Consider the following 16501-nt stretch of genomic DNA (forward strand, 5'->3'; position numbering starts at 1 on the left):
AATTAGACCGATCGGCTGATTGACCGACACAATCGGCGGAAACTCCCGCGTCGATTCACGTTCCGTGCCACCGGCTCCCGGCGGTCCCGCTTCGTCATGCGCACGCGTGGACACGTCGGTAACGTCAGCCGCAACGGCGGGGCGGACCGCGGCCCCCGGGCGGCGAGGAGGTGCACCGGTGGGCGACCCGGCCGTGGTGGTGGGTGTGGACATCGGCACCACCAGTTCCAAGGCCGTCGCGTTCGACACCACCGGCCGGCAACTGGCCAGCCACTCGATCGGCTACCCGCTGGAGGAGCCGAACCCGGGCTGGGCCGAGCAGGATCCGGACGTGATCTACCAGGCCGTCCTCGGCGTGATCCGTGCGGTGGTCGACGAGCTGGGCCGGCCGATCGCCGGGCTGTCGTTCAGCACCGCCATGCACAGCCTGATCGGGCTGGACGCCGACGGCAGCCCACTGACCCCGTCGATCACCTGGGCCGACTCGCGGGCCGGCGCGCAGGCCGAGCGCCTGCGGGCCGCGCCCTCCGGGCTCGCCCTGCACCGGCGCACCGGCACCCCGGTCCACCCGATGGCGCCGCTGCCCAAGCTGGTCTGGTTCGCCGAGCAGGAACCGAAGCTGCACGAGCGGGTCGCGCACTGGGTCGGCATCAAGGATCTCGTGCTGCGGCGGCTCGCCGACGCGCTCGTCACCGACCACTCGGTCGCCTCCGCCACGGGCCTGATGGACATCCACAAGCTGGCCTGGGACACCGAGGCGCTCCGCGTCGCCGGCATCACCGAGGAGCAGCTTCCCCAGCTCGTACCCACCACCCACGTGCTGCCGGGGCTCACCGCCGAGGCGGCGCGTGCCACCGGGCTGCCGGCGGGCACCCCGCTCGTGGTGGGCGCCGGTGACGGGCCGCTGGCGAACCTCGGGCTCGGCGCGGTACGCCCCGGCGTGGTGGCCTGCTCGATCGGCACCAGCGGCGCGATGCGGGTGATGGTGGAACGCCCCGGCGTCGACCCCCTCGGCGGCGTGTTCTGCTACGCGCTCACCGAGGACCGCTGGGTGGTCGGCGGCGCGATCAACAACGGCGGGATCGTGCTCCAGTGGGCAGGCGACGCGCTCGCCCCCGAGCTGGGCGAGCACGCCGAGGAGGAGCTGCTCGACCTGGCCGCCACGGCGCCGGTCGGCTCCGGCGGGCTGATCATGCTGCCGTACCTGCTGAGCGAGCGGGCGCCGCACTGGAGCGCGCTGCCCCGCGGCGCGTACGTGGGGCTGACCCACGGGCACGGCCGGGCGCACCTGGTCCGGGCCGCGCTGGAGGGGGTCTGCCAGCAGCTCGCCCTGGTCCTCGCCTCGGTCCGGGCGGCCGGCAACGAGGTACGCGAGATCCGCGCCAGCGGCGGCTTCGCCCGCAGCCCGCTGTGGCGGCAGATCCTCGCCGACGCGCTCGGCATGCCGGTGCGTTTCCCGGCCGGGCACGAGGGTTCCAGCTTCGGCGCGGCCCTGCTCGGCATGCAGGCACTCGGCCTCATCGAGTCGATCGAGGTCGCCGCCGACCTGGTCCGGATCGAGGAGACGGTCCGCCCGGACCCCGCCTCCGCCGCCACGTACGCGGCCCTGCTGCCGCTGTTCTCCGAGCTGTACGACGCGCTCGTGCCGACGTTCGCGTCGCTGCGGCGGCTGGCACCGAGCCTTCCGCCGGAGCCACCACCCACCGCTCCTCCCCAGTGATCGCCCGTACCGGAGGCACGGACGACTACCGAAGGTCGTGATTGCCGTGGTCACACTGCTCGCCGCACCGGCGGAACCGCTCACGAACGCCGGTGACGCCCAGCTCGTCGCCGCCGCCCTGCTCGGCATCGCCGCCGTGGTGGTGCTCATCGCCTGGGGCAAGGTGCACCCCTTCCTGGCGCTGATCCTGGGTGCCGCGGTGCTCGGCGTGGTCGCCGCCGTACCCGTCGACAAGATCGTCACCTCGTTCAGCGGCGGCGTCGGCTCCACAGTGGGTGGCGTGGGCCTGCTGATCGCGCTCGGCGCGATGATCGGCGGTCTGCTGGCCGAGTCCGGCGGGGCGGACGGCATCGTCGAACGGGTGGTCGGCCGGGTCTCCGGCACCGCGCTGCCGTGGGCGATGGCCGGTGTGGCCGCGCTCATCGGCCTGCCGCTGTTCTTCGAGGTCGGCGTGGTGCTGCTGGTGCCGATCGTGCTGCTCGTCTCGCTGCGGGTCAATGTCCCGCTGATCAAGATCGGCATTCCCGCGCTCGCCGGCCTGTCGGTGCTGCACGGCCTGGTGCCGCCGCACCCCGGGCCGCTGGTGGCGATCGACGCGCTCGGCGCCAACCTGGGTCAGACGCTGGCGCTGGGCCTGCTGGTGGCGATCCCCACGGTGATCATCGCCGGTCCGGTCTTCGGCAACTTCATCGCCCGGTACGTGCCGGCCACCGCCCCGGCCGCGCTGCTGCCGACCCGGCGCGACGCCGCCGACGACCGCAGCCCGACCCGGCCCGGTGACGGACGGCTCGACGCCGACGGCGACCTGGTCACCGAGGACGACCTGGTCAACCCGGGCACCGGACGGCCCGGCGGCGCGATCGACGAGCCGGCCGGGCGGCGCTCCCGCCGGTCCCCGGCGCTCTGGGCGGCTGTGGTCACGGTGCTGCTGCCGGTGGTGCTGATGCTGCTGCGGGCCATCGGCGAGCTGACGCTCGGCGAGGGCACCGCCGGCCGCAAGGCGCTGGACATCGTCGGCACCCCGATCATCGCGCTGCTCGCCGGCGTCATCTTCGCCATGATCTTCCTGGGCTACCGGTCCGGCTTCAGCCGTACCCAGGTCTCCGGTTTCCTCGGCGGCTCGCTGCCGCCGATCGCCGGCATCCTGCTGATCGTCGCGGCCGGCGGCGGCTTCAAGCAGGTCCTGGTCGACGCCGGCGTGGGCAACCTGGTCGCGGACGCCGCCGAGGGCGCGAACCTCTCCCCGCTGCTGCTCGGCTGGCTGGTCGCGGTCGGCATCCGGGTCGCCACCGGCTCGGCCACCGTCGCCACGATCACCGCCGCCGGCATCGTCGCGCCGCTGGCCGCCACGCTCGCCGGCCCCGAGGTGGCGCTGCTGGCGCTGGCCATCGGCTGCGGGTCGCTGTTCTTCTCGCACGTCAACGACGCCGGCTTCTGGCTGGTGAAGGAATACTTCGGGTTGACCGTCGGGCAGACCATCAAGAGCTGGTCGGTGATGGAGACCATCATCTCGGTGGTCGGTTTCCTCGGCGTCCTGCTGCTCGACGTCTTCATCTAGCGACGGCTCAGGGAGCCTCGACGCCGGAGATGCGGAACTTGTGCACCTCGGCGCCGAGGATCTCCGTCACCTGCTCGGCCTCCGGTCCGGAGCCCCGGAACGCCAGCAGCTGCTCGTCCGACTCCCACCGCTCGTAGACGTTGATCCGGCCCGGCTCGACCAGGTCCGCGCTGACCGCGAAGTCCACACAGCCGGGCGCGGCGCGGGCCGCGCGGACGGCGGCCTCGCAGGACGTCAGGTAGGCGTCCCGCCGGGCCGGATCGACGTAGAGGGTGCCGGCGACGATGAGCATGCCGGCCATCCTGCCACCGGCCCCGGGTCAGGCGCGGGTGATCGCGTTGGCGTGGATGGCCTCGTTCAGGTACGCGGCCATCCCGGGCCGCAGCGTCTCGAAGTACGCGGTGAACCGCGGGTCCGCCACGTACATGTCCGCCAGGCCGGTGTGGATCTCGTACGAGCAGTCGTACCACCACTTGGTGATGAGCTGCCGGTGCTCCTCGGCCAGCGCCATCGCCTCCGGACCGTCGGCCGGCGCGCCCGAGTCCATGAGCGCGGCGAACCGCCGCCCCCAGTCCTCGTTCTCCGCCTTGTTGCGCAGCCAGTCCTCCTTCGAGTAGCGACCCGCGCGCTCCTGCGACTGCCGGTACGCCTCGGTGTCGCCCCAGCGCTGCTCGGCCTCCTCGGCGTGCTCGTCCGGGTCGAAGTCCCCGAACACCTCGAACCGCTCCTCCGGCGTCAACTGGATCCCCAACGTCCTCGCCTCCATCGCGTGTTCGATCGCCGCGACCATCTCCTGGAGCTTCCCGATCCGCCCGGACAGCAACTCGTGCTGCCGGCGCAGGTGCGCCACCGGGTCGGCGTCCGGGTCGTCCAGGATCTCGGCGATCTCCTCCAGCGGGAACCCCAGCTCGCGGTAGTACCGGATGAGCTGCAACCGGTCCAGGTCGGCCTCGTCGTAGCGGCGGTAACCCGCCGGCGTGCGCCCGCTGGGCCGCAGCAGCCCGATCTCGTCGTAGTGGTGCAGCGTCCGGACCGTCACCCGGGCCGCCCGCGCCACCTGACCCACCGTGTACGCCATGGTTCCCTCCCTTCCGCGACCAAGACTCCCGCCTCCCGCTGCGTGAGGGTCAAGCCGGACACGACGACGCCCCCGACCAGGATCGGCCGGGGGCGTCGTCGGTGCGGTCAGTTGGTGACCTTCTCCTTCTCCGGGGCGGCGAAGGTCGCGTTCGGCGGGGTGCGGAAGGCGTGCACCAGGCCGGCGGCCGAGAGCAGCAGGAGCAGGCCCGCGCCGAGGTACAGGGCCAGGGCGCCCTGCTCGGCCTTGCGGCCGAACTCGCTGAAGCCGTACGAGGTGAGCAGCAGGCCGCGCAGCGTCTCGCCCTTGAACACGGTCTCCCGCTGGGCGGTCACCTCGGCGAGCTGCTTCTGCAGGTCCGCCAGGTTGGCGGCGTTGCTCTGCTCGGCCTGGGCCACCTGCTCACGCAGCGCGGTCTGCGGCTCGCCCAGGTCGGCGTAGGTCTTGCCACCGGCCATGTTCTTCAGGTGCAGGCCGATGTACTCGTTGGCGTAGCACTCGGCCTGCTTGCCGGTGGTCATCTTCTGGCCGGCGTACTCGCGCAGGCAGTCCGACTTCTTCTCCTCGTCGGAGAGCTTGTCCGCCGGGGTGAAGGTGATGTGCTGCGCGCCGAGCTGGTCGCGTACGTAGTCGTTGGCGAAGTTGGCGTTCGTCGTCAGGACGACGCCGACGACGAGCAGCAGGACCGCCAGGCCCAGCCCACCGATGCTGAACAGCAGGTCGAGCGTCCGTCGCTTCATATCGAGCTCCCGTGTGGAGGGTGTGTTCGTCTTGTTGACGAGAACCATCATGGCCGCGGCGGGCCGCCGGTGAGCAGGGTCGAATCCCCTGTCTGGTCCGGGACCTTCGGCCCCCGTGGACCCGGGCCGGTCAGCGCCCGGTGCCCGCGGCGGACAACGCGGGGAGCAGGTCCGGCAGGGCGGCCGGACGGCCGTACCGCCAGCCCTGGCCCTGCCGGCAGCCGATCGCGGTGACCGCCGCGTGCTGCGCGACCGTCTCCACGCCCTCGGCCACCACGGCCAGGTCGAACGCGCCGGCCAGCCGGTTCACCATCTCGACCGTGGCGTACGCGCGGGCGTCGCCGGCGTCCAGCCGGGACACGAACGACCTGTCGATCTTCAGCTCGGTGGCCGGGATGCGGTGCAGGTAGCTCAGCGACGAGTACCCGGTGCCGAAGTCGTCGATGGCGATGCGGATGCCGAGGTCACGCAGCTGGGAGAGCCGGTCCAGCACCGACTCGCTGCCCTCGATCAGCGCCGACTCGGTCAGTTCCAGGGTGAGCGCGCGGGGCGGCAGACCGGCCGCGCCGACCGCGCCGGTGACGGTGGCGATCAGGTCCGGCCGGCACAGGTGGGCGGCGGCGATGTTCACCGCGACTGTCACGTCCGGCGCGTGCTCCCGCCAGGTCGCCGCGGCCCGGCACGCCTCGTGGATGACCCACCTGTCGATCGCCACGATCAGCCCGGTCTCCTCGGCCAGCGGCAGGAACCGCGCCGGGGTCAGCACGCCCAGCCGGGGATGCCGCCAGCGCACCAGCGCCTCGGCGCTGCGTACCGTGCCGGTGTCCAGGTCGACGATGGGCTGGAACTCCATCAGCAACTGGCCCTCGTCCACCGCGCGCCGCAGGTCGGCGATCAGCTCGGCCCGGCTGACCGCCGACTCGCGCAGCTCCGGCGTGCACGTGCGGTACGCGGCCTTGCCGGCCGCCTTCGCCGCGTACATGGCGATGTCGGCGTCGCGGAGCAGGTCGGTGTGCGAGGTGTGCTGCGGCCCGTACTCGGCGATGCCGATGCTCGCCGACGGGTGGACGCCGAGATCCTCCTCGCCGGGCAGCGGTTCCAGGGCTGCGAGCAGCCGGACCGCGAGCCCTTCGGGCGACACCTGGCGTTCCCCGGCCACGAGCACCGCGAACTCGTCGCCGCCGAGCCGGGCGATCATCCCGTCCGGGCCGACCGCGTTCCGCATGCGCTCCGCGGTGGCGGTCAGCAGCCGGTCCCCGGCGGCGTGCCCGAACCTGTCGTTCACCTGCTTGAAGCCGTCGAGGTCGAGCAGCACCACGGCCACCGGGCCGCCCGCGCGCAACGCGCGCCGCAGCCGCCGTACGAACGTCAGCCGGTTGGGCAGGCCGGTGAGCTGGTCGGAGTACGCGAGCCGGCGCAGCCGGCCGACCAGCCGCAGGTTCTCGTTCGCGGCCAGTCCCTGGCGCAGCGCCAGCACTCCGAGCAGGCCCATCATGCCGACGAAGACCACCTGCGGGGTCTGCCCGCTGGGCTGCCGGGACAGCAGGACCGCGACGATCGCCCCGCCCACCGGCAGGTACGGCAGCGCGACCCGCCACCACGGCGGCAGCGGCGAGTCGACCAGGTCGTCCTCGCCGTCCCCGTCGTTCGGCGGCGGGTAGCGGGTGGCCAGGCCGACCAGCAGGTAGCTCAGCGGCCAGCAGACGTCGACCGGGTGACCCGGCGTGTAGTCGCCGCGTGCGACCAGCGAGACGTAGACGGCGTCCGCACCGGACCGGATCGCCAGGCCCGCACCGATCACGGTGAGCGCCCGCCACATCGGCCGGCCCGGACCGGCGACCGCCACCAGGATGGTGAGCTGCATCAGGTCGAACATCGGGTAGAGCAGCCCGAACGTCCGCATGGGGTCGGCCAGCTCGGCGTCGGTGATCCGGTGGAACACCACCACCCAGCCGATCGGGATGAGGGCCAGCCCGACGATCACCCCGTCGAGCAGGGTGCGGGCCCGGCCGATCACGCTGCGCGGGCCGGTGCGGGAGCAGAGCAGCGCGGCGGTGCCGGTGACGATGCCGGCGGCGAACAGGCCCGCCACCAGCGGCGTGTGGGGCAGGCCGAGACCGCCGAGCCGTTCCACGGTCCACACCGCACGGCCGAGCGCGGCGAGGGCCATGGTGGCGGCGAGCAGTTCCCAGAACCGGCGCAGCACGGCCGGCTGTCGTCGCGCCGCGCCGGCGCAGAGCACCGCCGCCCAGCTCGACACCGCCATCGCGCCGAGGTCGCTCACCAGTGCCGCGCCGGGCAGCCGGGCGGCAAGCCAGGCCATCTCGCCGAGTACGACGACAGCGGCCGCGACGAGTCCGACACGGCCGACGAGCGGATGACGGGCCGGTGCCGCGGCGGCGAGGCTCACGTCGTGCTGGGATACAACGATGCGCTCCGGCTCTCTTCCAGACGTGCACCCTCGACGACGAGGACCGGACGACGGACGGCGCAAGCCTAGTCAGCGCCGGGGACGGCCGCCAGAGTCGGCGACTGTCGGTCAGCGGACCGCAGGCGGGTGCCGGTAGAGGGAGACCAGGACGCCGTAGCGCGCCTGCCCCGGCGGCGCCTCCTCGGCTTCGCCCACCAGTTCGTCCAGCGTGGACCGCAGGCGTTCGGCCTGGGCCGGGGTGAGCCGCAGGTGCCGCAGGTGCACGAGCGGGTCGGGGTCGCCGGCGAGTTCCTCGGCGTACGCGCCCAGCAGGGCCGCGGTGGCGCCCGCGTCGGTGTCGGTGCCGACGAGGCGGCGGAACGTGCGTTCGTGGTAGCGCTCGGTGCCGCCCCGGACCTGCCGGCTGTGTGCCGGGCGGACCATGCCCGCCTCGGTCAGCACCCCGAGATGGTGGGCCACCGTGCCCTTCGCCGCGCCGAGGCGGCCGGCGAGCTGGCTGAGCGTGGCGGGTCCGGCCCCGAGTGCGAACAGCAGCCGGTGCCGGAACGGGTGGGCCAGCGCCTTGAACTGGGCCGGCTCGCGGATCTCCAGCGGGTCGTCGGTCACCGCCAAAGCGTCTATTTCTCTTGACGCTTTTGTCAACCGGCTGCTCTACTTCTCACCCACCACGAGAACGGGGAACCGATGGATCCAGAAGACGTCACCACCGTCGTCGAACGGGCCGCCGGCCTGGTCGCCGACGAGTACGTCCTTCCCGACGTCGCCGACCGGCTCGCCGGCCACCTGCGCGAGCGGCTGCGCGCCGGCGCGTACGCCGGTGCGGGCGATCCCGCCACGCTCGGCGCGCTCGTCACCGCCGACCTCCAGTCGGTCAACGGCGACCTGCACCTGCGGCTCAAGCACCACGAGCAGCCGCTGTCCGACAAGGCCGACGACCCGACCGGGGAGCACTTCGCGCGCCTCGCCGCGCTCGGCATGGGCGGCGTGACCCGGGTGCAACGGCTGCCCGGCAACGTCGGGCTGCTGGAGATCAAGCCGTACGTGTTCCCGCCCGACCTGGCCGGCGACGCGCTGACCGCCGCGCTGCGGCTGCTCGCCGGCACCGACGCGCTCCTGCTCGACCTGCGCGGCACCGAGGGCGGCAGCCCGGACGGGGTGGCGCTGATCTGCGGCTGGTTCTTCGCCGAGCCGACGCACCTGCACACCATGCACGAACGCTCCGGCGCCACCCGCCAGTTCTTCAGCGCCGCCTGGCTGCCGGTCCCCCGCTACGCGCCGGACAAGCCGGTCCACGTGCTCACCGGTCCGGCGACGTTCTCCGGCGGCGAGGAGCTGGCGTACGACCTTCAGCAGTTCGGCCGGGCCACTGTGGTCGGCGAGCCGACCCGGGGCGGCGCACACCCCCGGATCGGGCACCGGCTGCACCCGCACCTGGAACTGACGGTGCCGGTGGCCCGGCCCGTGCACGCGGCGAGCGGCACGAACTGGGAGGGCTGCGGCGTCGCCCCGGACGTGGAGACCCCGGCCGACCGGGCGCATGACGTCGCGTACCGCCGGAGCCTGGAGGCGCTGCTGGCGGCGGACCCGGACCGGCCGACGGCGGCCGAGGCGCGGACGGCCCTCGCCGCCCTGGGCTGAGCCGCGCCGGTCAGGACCAGTCCTCCGCCGGGGCCGGATCCTGCGGCGCGACGGCCGTGCCGGGCGGCCCGCCGTGCGTCCACGGCGTCTCCTCGGGCGCGGGGAACGCGCCACCCGGCAGGAAGCCGTCGGAGAGGCCGGTCAGGCAGATCCGCTCGCCCACCTCGGGGACGCTGCCGGGCGGCGCGGTCAGCCCCCGGCCCATCCCGCCGGACAGTTCCAGCACCACCTCGGTCTTGCCGTCGCCGCCGGGCGTCACGAACACGATCTTCGCCTTCTGACCCGGACGGGCCGGGGAGTACAGCGTGGCGCCCACCGGCATCGGCACCGGCTCGGTGGTGACCACCTGGATGCGAGGGCGCAGCACCGGCCGCTTGCCGGAGTCGTCCACCCGCGCCGGGTCGGCGAGCGTCACCTCGCCGACGAACGCCTCCCCGGACAGCCGGTGCTCGGCCATCACCAGCGGATCGTCGTAGGCGCGCTGCACCGCCCACGCCGTCGACGCCCGTTCCAGCCGCTGCAACCGCAGCGCCGCCGCCACCGCGCCGTCGCGGCGCGGCTGCGGGCCGCCCCCGGCGTCGACGTGCTCGGCGTGCGCGGTGAACGCGTCCCGGTCACCGGCCCACCGGCCGGCCACCCGCGTGCCGGCCGGCAGCGTCCGCAGCAGCCCGACGCCGCGCCACATCAGCTCCCAGGTGGGCGCGAGCTGGTCGCGCAACAGGCCGGCAAGCTCGTCGTACGCGGCCGCGCGGGCCACCGGGTCGTCCTCGGCCCGGGTGTACGCCTCGATCGCCGGGGCGAGCCGGCGGTTGTCGAAGTCCGGGTCGGTGGCCGGCCCGGCCGGCGGACAGTGCGCCGGATCCTCGGCGCGGGCCGCCGCCTCGGCGCCGGTCAGCCCGGCCGGCGGGTCCAGCCAGCCCAGCACCGCCGGCAGGTGCAGGTCCTCGACCACGCTCTGCCCGGTCGCCCAGTGCAGCGTCAGCGCGTCGGTCAGCGCCAGCAGCGCCGACGAGCCGGGTTGCTCGGCGCGCTCGGCGAAGAACGTCAGCCACCGGCCGAGCAGCGGCACCGACGGGTGCACCGGATAGTCGCCGTCGGTCCGGCGGAACCGGGTGGAACGGCCGAACAACCGCAGGAACGTGATCCCGGCCGGGTTCGGCACCAGCAGTTGCGGCGCGTCCACGTACCGGTGGCGGACGTCGCGGCCCCGGTCCACCGGCACCGCCTCGGTCAGGTCACGGAACTCGTCCAGGTACGGCAGCACGATCCCGGCCAGTTCGGCGGCGAACGCGAACCGCTGGTCCCGGTTGCGTGGCTGCGGCACCACCAGCAGCCGGGCCTCGTCGGGCGCGGCGCCCACCATCGCGGCCAGCGGGGCGTTCGCCTCACCGGCCAGCGCGAGCGGCACCAGCACCAGCGGCCGCTCCGACAGGTGCAGGTGGCGGACGGTGGCCACCGGCTGGGCCCGCCCGGTGGCGACCGCCTGCGCCCGGGCGAGCGCGCGAAGCGTACTCACGCGGGGTGCCCGGCGAGGGCGTCGGCGCGCAGGCGCGCGGCGGCCCGCAGCAGCGCGGCGGCCTCCGCCTGCTCCGGCTCGGGCGCGACCACGCCCTCGGCGAGCGCCAGCACGTCGGCGACGTCCTCGACGCCACCCAGCGCCTCGCGGACCGGCCGGCCCAGCGCGCCGGTCCGGCCGCGCGCCTCGTGCCGGCAGAAGTACGCCAGCTCGCAGGCGGCCAGGCAGTCGGGCGCGTAGCGCGCGGGCACCTGGTGCAGCGCGGCGGCGAGCGTGGCCGGATCGGCCGCCGGGTCGACGGTGAACCCGGCCGGCACGGCGGCGAGCAGCTCCTCGACCCGGGCCATCCGGGCCAGCTGGCGGCGCAGCACCAGCAGTTGCCGGCGCACGTCGAGCAGGCTGGCCACCGGCTGGTTGGCGAAGTCGCGCGGGCAGACCAGCACCACCTCGTGCGACACCAGCTCCGGGTCGCGTCCCTCGGCCGTGAGCAGCTCGCGCAGCGCCAGCACGTAGACGGCGGACTGGATCGCGGCGGCGGCGACCTTGCCCGGGTCGGCCTGCCCGTCGATCACCGGAAACGACTTGATCTCCACGACGTGGAACCGGCCGGCCAGCCGGGCGGCGACCAGGTCCGGTTCCAGGTGCACCCGGGTACCAGCCACGTCCAGGCCGAGCAACGGGTGGTCGAACAGCGCCGGGCCGTCGCCGCCCGCGGTGAGCGCCGCTCGGGACCGCTCCGGCCGGTCCTCGTCGGCACCGAGGTCGGTCCAGGTGGCATCAGTCGGAACCGGTACGCCGAGCCGCTCCGCGACCAGGCGCAGCAGTTCCGCCCCGCCGTCGGCCTTGACCTGGGCCTCGAAGGCGTTGCCCCGGGTGATCGCGAAGCGGGACTGGCCGAACCGGGCCGGGAAGCCGAGCTGCTCGGCGAGCGCCGGCTTGTCCGCGCCCGCGCTGTCCAGCACGGCCCGCCGGGTGCAGCCGGGGTTGCCGGTCAGCGCGGCGATGGTGCGGGCGTTGTGCCGCCGGGGCGGCCCACCACCCCGGATCTGCGCCAGCCGCTCCTCCACGCCACCCATGATCCCAGAATAGGTGTGCGCACCCGGGGACTCAGCGACCGGCGGAGCGGTTCCAGGGCGAGCGGGGCGACTGCGCTCCCGCGACCCGGCGGCTGCGGCGGCGGTGCCGGCGCCCGGGGGTGCAGGGCGGTCGGGCGGCGGTGTGCACCGGCACGGCGGGCGGGGTGACCGGCTGCCGGCCGATCAGCCAGCAGAGGAAGCGGGTCACCGGTCAGCCGACCGGGAGGCGCTCGGCCTCGGCCCGCGAGATGTCGTACTGGGCGCCGCAGAACGTGCACTGCTGCGCGTACCGGGTGCGCAGCGGGATCAGCGGGATGAAGAAGAGGCTGAACCTGGTGACCCGGCGGGTGATCACCTGGGCGGCCTGGTTGCCGCAGTTGCGGCAGACCTGGGTGACGACGCCGGACCTGTCGACCTTGGTCCGCAGCCCGAAGATGAAGAACATCGCCCGGCATTACCCACCCGAGGCCCGGGTTAAGCGGGCCCCGGGCGGGTCACCGGAAGGTCAGGCGGGAACCTCGTCGGTCAGCCAGATCGGTCGCCAGTCGGGCACCTCGTGGAAGCGCCGCAGCTCGGCGAACCCGGAGACGATGCCGGTCCAGGCGCCGTACGGCGGGTTGCCCTCGTCGAAGCCGGACTGCACGAACGTCAGCTTCGTCCGGCCCTCGGACTCGTCCAGCTCCCAGGAGGTCACGCCGGTCGGTCCCCAGTCGATGGAGAGCCCCCGTCCCGGCGTCACGTCGAACACCTTCGCGGCCTGACCGGCGTCGAAGCCGCCCATCGCGTACCGGCCGCCCTCCCAGGGCTCGATGCCGATCGGGTAGCCGAACCAGGCGCCCGCCTGCTCCGAGTCGGTGAGCGACGTCCACACCTTGTCCATCGGCGCGTCGATCAGCAGCTCGCCGCGCAGGTCGGCGGAGGTGAAGTCGGTACGCGGCAGCAGCGGCCGGCCGTCCAGGTGGTCGTTGAGGTTGGCGAGCGCCAGGTACCAGTACGTCTGGAGCACGCCGCGGATGCTGCTGCCGCTCATCGCCTCCTCGAAGCTGAAGTGGCTCTGCCGCAGCGTGAGTATGGTGCCGTCACCGTCGGGCTCCAGCTCGAACTCGGTGGTGGTCTCCACCCCGTCGAGTGTCCACGCGAAGCGCAGCGTCCGGTCGTCGACGTGCAGCAGCCGCTGGTGTGGCGCGTCGCCCTCGGGCGTGTAGCGGCCCCAGAACTCGTACCGCCGGGGAAGCTCGACCTCGGCGTGCTCGGCGAGCCACACGCGCAGCTCGGCGGGGTCGGTCAGGGCCCGGCGGACGGTCGCCACCGGCGCGGCGAGGCGGGCGCGGATGGTCATCGGCTCAGTCATGCTTGTCGCCTTTCGGGTAGCAGGCCACGGCGAGCTTGAAGGCGTCCCCCTCGGCGCCGCCGTAGCGCGTGAACAGGTCCTGCAGCGTCGTCTGCAGGTCGTGCAGGAACTCCTGCCGCCGTTCGGCGGGCACCCGGATCTCGCCGGAGACGCCGATGGACGGCAGTTCGGGGGCGGTGCGGTCCAGCGCGGCGATGTCGGCCTGGACCTCCTCCATGAGGTCGAGCAGGTAGCCCAGGCTGAGCTCGTCGCGGGCCCGGCGGGTGCCGCCGATGCGGCCGACCAGGCGGGGCGAGAGCCAGTACGACCGGGCGACGGCCTGGTAGATGCCCTCGGTGATGCCGCGTACCTGCCGCTGCGCCACCTGCTCGGCCAGCCCGGCCGCGACGAGCTGCTTGACGTGGTAGTAGACGCGCTGCGGCGTCTGCTCCAGCCGGGCCGCGACCTCGGTGCAGGTGCGGGGCTCGGCCAGTTGCCGCAGCACCTCGATGCGCTGCGGCTTGAGCAGGACTTCGGCCTGCTCGCGCTGTTCCAGATACAGGACGTCTCTCATGGCAAAATCAGTTTGTACGTACAAAACTTCCTTGTCAATGGCTTCGACGAAAGGCCGCGCGGTCCGCGCGGCCTTTCGTCGGTACGACCGGTCAGGGCGTCCAGTCCGGACGCAGCGGGTACCCGTTCACCCCGTCCGGACCGTTGTTCGTGGCGAGCACGTGGTGCAACTGGATGCCGTTGCGCTCGAACGCCAGCCGGGAGCCGGCCATGTAGAGCCCCCACACCTTCGCGGTGCCCGGCCCGACCTCGCCGACGCAGAAGTCCCAGTGCTCGACCAGGTTGCGGCACCAGCCGGCGAGCGTCAGCGCGTAGTGCTGGCGCAGGTTCTCCTCGTGGTGCACCTCGAACCCGGCGTCGTGGATCTCGCTGATCAGCCGGCCCGGACCGGCCAGCTCGCCGTCCGGGAAGACGTACCTGTCGATGAACGCGCCGGAGCGGTGCGGCGCCCGGTTGTCGGCGCGGGTGATGCAGTGGTTGAGCAGCCGCCCGCCCGGCTTCAGCCGGGAACGCAGCGCACCGAAGTAGGCCGGGTAGTTGCGCACCCCGATGTGCTCGGTCAGCCCGATCGAGGAGATCGCGTCGAACTGCTCGCGCGGCGCGTCCCGGTAGTCCAGGTGGCGCACCTCGGCCAGCTCGCTCAGCCCCTCCCGCTCGATCGCGGCGCGCGCCCAGTCGGCCTGCGCCTTCGACAGCGTCACACCGAGCGCCTTGACGCCGTACTCGCGGGCCGCGTGCCGGACCATGCCGCCCCAGCCGCAGCCGACGTCCAGCAGCCGCATCCCCGGCTTGAGCGCCAGCTTGCCGGCGACCAGGTCGTACTTGTTCCGCTGCGCCTCTTCGAGCGTGTCGCCGGGGCTGCGGAAGACCGCGCAGGTGTACGTCATGGACGGCCCGAGCACCTTCTCGTAGAAGGCGTTCGACACGTCGTAGTGGTGGGAGATCGCGCTGCTGTCCCGGGTACGCGAGTGACGCAGGCCGGTCATCAGCCGCCGCCAGCGCGGCGCCGCCTCCTGCGGCGGGGGCGGCGGCGGACGCAGCCGTTCCCAGCCCAGCCCACGGACCAGCGCGAGCGCCTCGCTCATCGCCGGGAGCCGCAGCGGCACCTCGTCCTTGATCACCCGGAGCGCCTCGTACGGGTCGCCCGGGTGCACGCCCTCCAGCCCCAGGTCGCCGCTGACGTAGGCCCGGGCCATGCCCAGGTCGCCCGGCGCGGTGAGCAGGTAGGACAGGCCCCGCTCGGTGCGGATCGCCAGGGTGATCCCGGCGTCGGCCGGGCCCAGCGCGCTGCCGTCGTAGCCGGTGACCCGGACGGGCAGGTCGCCGGTGGTGACCGCGCGGACCACGTCCGCGACTGTGGGTCCGGTACGCCGCCCGCCCGCCGGCGGGCCGGCCGGGGCGCTCGCCGCCCCCGGTGTTCGGTCGGTCAGACTCATGCTCGGGATACCGCCTTCTCGTACAGTCCGGTGAGTCGGTGGTCCGGGTCGTAGCGGTCCTTCACGGCACGCCAGGTGTCCCCGCCGTAGAGCCGGTCGAACTCGCCCCGGTCGTAGTACGCGTCGGAGTAGAGCGACTTGTGGCCGCCCACCTCCGACACCATGCGCTCGATCTGGCGGTTGACGTCGCCGTCGGCGGCGCCGGCCGCGATGGGCACGCTTCCCCAGAAGCCGATGTTCACATACGTTTCGCCCGGTCGGAGCGGATATAGCGGCCACGCCTTCGCCGACCCGGGACCGGACGGCTCCCGCAGCCGTAGCGGGCACAGCCACACCGGCGTCATGCCCACGTTCGCCGCGAACCAGCGCAGGAACTCGGGCGTGCGGTCGAGCGGGACCTCCACGTCCTGCACCACGCGCTCGCGGGCCGGGCGGCCCCGCCACCTGTCGACGCGGGCGGCCACCTGGTGCCGGTGCTCCAGCCGCACGATCCGGTGGTAGACGTCGCTGCGCCGGTAGCGCCGCGGCCACAGCCGCCGCACCACCGGGTGCTGCACCCCGAACGCCGCCGAACACCAGAACCAGTCGGTGTCCCAGCGCCAGAGATAGTCGTACGCGGTGAGCGTGTCCCGGGTGCGCCGGCGCAGCGAGCGGTAGTAGATCTCCTGGCCGGTGTAGTCGGACGGACGCTCGTCGGCCTCGTCGGTGAACGTGCCGAGCACCAGGCATGCCTCGCCGGGGCTGAACACCACCCCGTCCATGGCGTCGACCGGCTCACCACCCCAGGCACCCTTGGCGACCACCTCGCCGATCGCGTCGACCAGCTCCTCCAGCCGGGTGAACCGGATGTTGCGCAGCGACACGTACCGGCGGATCGGTTGCAGCTCGATGCGCAGCCGGGTGGCGTAGCCGAGGCTGCCGAGCGAGTTCGGGAAGGCCCGGTGCAGGTCGGCGTGCTCGCCCCGGGGCCGGGTCGTGACGATCTCACCCGCGCCGGTGAGCACGTCCATCTCCAGCACCGACTCGTGCGGCAGACCGTTGCGGAAGGAGGTGGACTCGATGCCCAGCCCGGTCACCGCGCCGCCCAGCGTGATGGTGCGCAACTGCGGCACGACCAGCGGCATCAGGCCGTGCGGCAGCGTCGCGTCGACCAGATCCTCGTACGTGCACATGCCCTGCACGTCGGCGGTGCGGGCCGCCGGGTCGACGGCGAGCACCCCGGTCAGGCCGCTCACGTCCAGGCCCGGGGCACGCGGCGCGGAGCGCGGCCGGAAAAGGTTCGAGGTGTGTTTGGCCAGCCGTACGGGTTCCCCGGCGGGCACCGCGGCGTAGGAGCGCCGCAGCGTGTCCACCGCCCGTTCATGATCACGGACAGCGTGCATGAGATCACCTTACGCGCGGGTAC

The 16501-nt window shown here is 73.5% G+C and carries 16 protein-coding genes; 3 read left to right on the plus strand and 13 right to left on the minus strand.

The features are described from left to right. Positions 1-178: 178 nt before the first annotated feature. Together ACN27C_RS02150 and ACN27C_RS02155 are read left to right on the plus strand one after the other, a co-directional pair. The gene (locus ACN27C_RS02150) at positions 179-1720 is read left to right on the plus strand and encodes a gluconokinase (protein WP_422750311.1); all 1542 of its coding nucleotides are present in this window, start codon (positions 179-181) and stop codon (positions 1718-1720) included. A gap of 46 nt (positions 1721-1766) precedes the next feature. Further along, the gene (locus ACN27C_RS02155) at positions 1767-3278 is read left to right on the plus strand and encodes an SLC13 family permease (RefSeq protein ID WP_120571475.1); all 1512 of its coding nucleotides are present in this window, start codon (positions 1767-1769) and stop codon (positions 3276-3278) included. A gap of 7 nt (positions 3279-3285) precedes the next feature. Here ACN27C_RS02155 and ACN27C_RS02160 read toward each other — a convergent pair whose 3' ends face one another. The 5 genes from ACN27C_RS02160 to ACN27C_RS02180 all read right to left on the minus strand — a co-directional run bounded on the left by ACN27C_RS02160 (position 3286) and on the right by ACN27C_RS02180 (position 8133). Beyond that, positions 3286-3570, minus strand: coding sequence for a putative quinol monooxygenase (locus ACN27C_RS02160; RefSeq protein WP_422750312.1), 285 nt, complete (start codon positions 3568-3570; stop codon positions 3286-3288). A 27-nt stretch (positions 3571-3597) separates the two neighbouring features. Further along, positions 3598-4356 (minus strand): MerR family transcriptional regulator, encoded by a 759-nt coding sequence (locus ACN27C_RS02165; protein WP_120571476.1) that lies wholly within the window; start codon positions 4354-4356, stop codon positions 3598-3600. A gap of 107 nt (positions 4357-4463) precedes the next feature. Next, entirely contained in the window at positions 4464-5096 is a 633-nt protein-coding gene (locus ACN27C_RS02170; protein WP_120571477.1) for a hypothetical protein, read from the minus strand. Between the two features lie 130 nt (positions 5097-5226). After that, positions 5227-7506, minus strand: a complete 2280-nt coding sequence (locus ACN27C_RS02175; RefSeq protein WP_358169666.1) for a putative bifunctional diguanylate cyclase/phosphodiesterase — start codon at positions 7504-7506, stop codon at positions 5227-5229. Between the two features lie 129 nt (positions 7507-7635). Continuing rightward, complete coding sequence (locus ACN27C_RS02180; protein ID WP_120571478.1) at positions 7636-8133, minus strand: ArsR/SmtB family transcription factor; 498 nt, start codon at positions 8131-8133, stop codon at positions 7636-7638. 78 nt (positions 8134-8211) lie between these two features. Between ACN27C_RS02180 and ACN27C_RS02185 the strand changes: the two genes are divergently transcribed. Beyond that, on the plus strand, positions 8212-9165 hold the full coding sequence (locus tag ACN27C_RS02185; protein WP_422750313.1) for a S41 family peptidase: 954 nt from the start codon (positions 8212-8214) through the stop codon (positions 9163-9165). Between the two features lie 10 nt (positions 9166-9175). On the opposite strand, the gene ACN27C_RS02190 is transcribed toward ACN27C_RS02185, so the two are convergent. The 8 genes from ACN27C_RS02190 to ACN27C_RS02225 form a co-directional block, all read right to left on the minus strand. After that, positions 9176-10681, minus strand: a complete 1506-nt coding sequence (locus ACN27C_RS02190) for a hypothetical protein (RefSeq protein WP_422750314.1) — start codon at positions 10679-10681, stop codon at positions 9176-9178. After that, complete coding sequence (locus ACN27C_RS02195; protein ID WP_422750315.1) at positions 10678-11757, minus strand: hypothetical protein; 1080 nt, start codon at positions 11755-11757, stop codon at positions 10678-10680. Before ACN27C_RS02195 ends, ACN27C_RS02190 begins: the two co-directional genes overlap by 4 nt. 31 nt (positions 11758-11788) lie before the next feature. Beyond that, positions 11789-11965, minus strand: a complete 177-nt coding sequence (locus ACN27C_RS02200; protein WP_158614778.1) for a hypothetical protein — start codon at positions 11963-11965, stop codon at positions 11789-11791. A 3-nt stretch (positions 11966-11968) separates the two neighbouring features. After that, complete coding sequence (locus ACN27C_RS02205) at positions 11969-12202, minus strand: zinc-ribbon domain-containing protein (protein WP_120571482.1); 234 nt, start codon at positions 12200-12202, stop codon at positions 11969-11971. A gap of 60 nt (positions 12203-12262) precedes the next feature. After that, positions 12263-13108: an SRPBCC family protein gene (locus ACN27C_RS02210; RefSeq protein WP_252449722.1), complete on the minus strand. Its 846-nt coding sequence runs from the start codon at positions 13106-13108 to the stop codon at positions 12263-12265. After that, the gene (locus tag ACN27C_RS02215) at positions 13101-13661 is read right to left on the minus strand and encodes a winged helix-turn-helix domain-containing protein (protein ID WP_091418858.1); all 561 of its coding nucleotides are present in this window, start codon (positions 13659-13661) and stop codon (positions 13101-13103) included. Before ACN27C_RS02215 ends, ACN27C_RS02210 begins: the two co-directional genes overlap by 8 nt. 91 nt (positions 13662-13752) lie before the next feature. After that, on the minus strand, positions 13753-15096 hold the full coding sequence (locus tag ACN27C_RS02220; protein WP_422750316.1) for a class I SAM-dependent methyltransferase: 1344 nt from the start codon (positions 15094-15096) through the stop codon (positions 13753-13755). Then, positions 15093-16478 carry an FAD-binding oxidoreductase gene (locus ACN27C_RS02225; RefSeq protein WP_422750317.1) on the minus strand — a complete coding sequence of 462 codons (1386 nt, stop codon included), beginning with the start codon at positions 16476-16478 and terminating at the stop codon, positions 15093-15095. The genes ACN27C_RS02220 and ACN27C_RS02225 overlap by 4 nt, the downstream gene beginning before the upstream one ends. Between the last annotated feature and the right edge of the window lie 23 nt (positions 16479-16501).

Source organism: Micromonospora sp. WMMD1219, from assembly GCF_049315215.1.
In the GTDB taxonomy this organism is placed as follows: Bacteria; Actinomycetota; Actinomycetes; order Mycobacteriales; family Micromonosporaceae; genus Micromonospora; species Micromonospora tulbaghiae.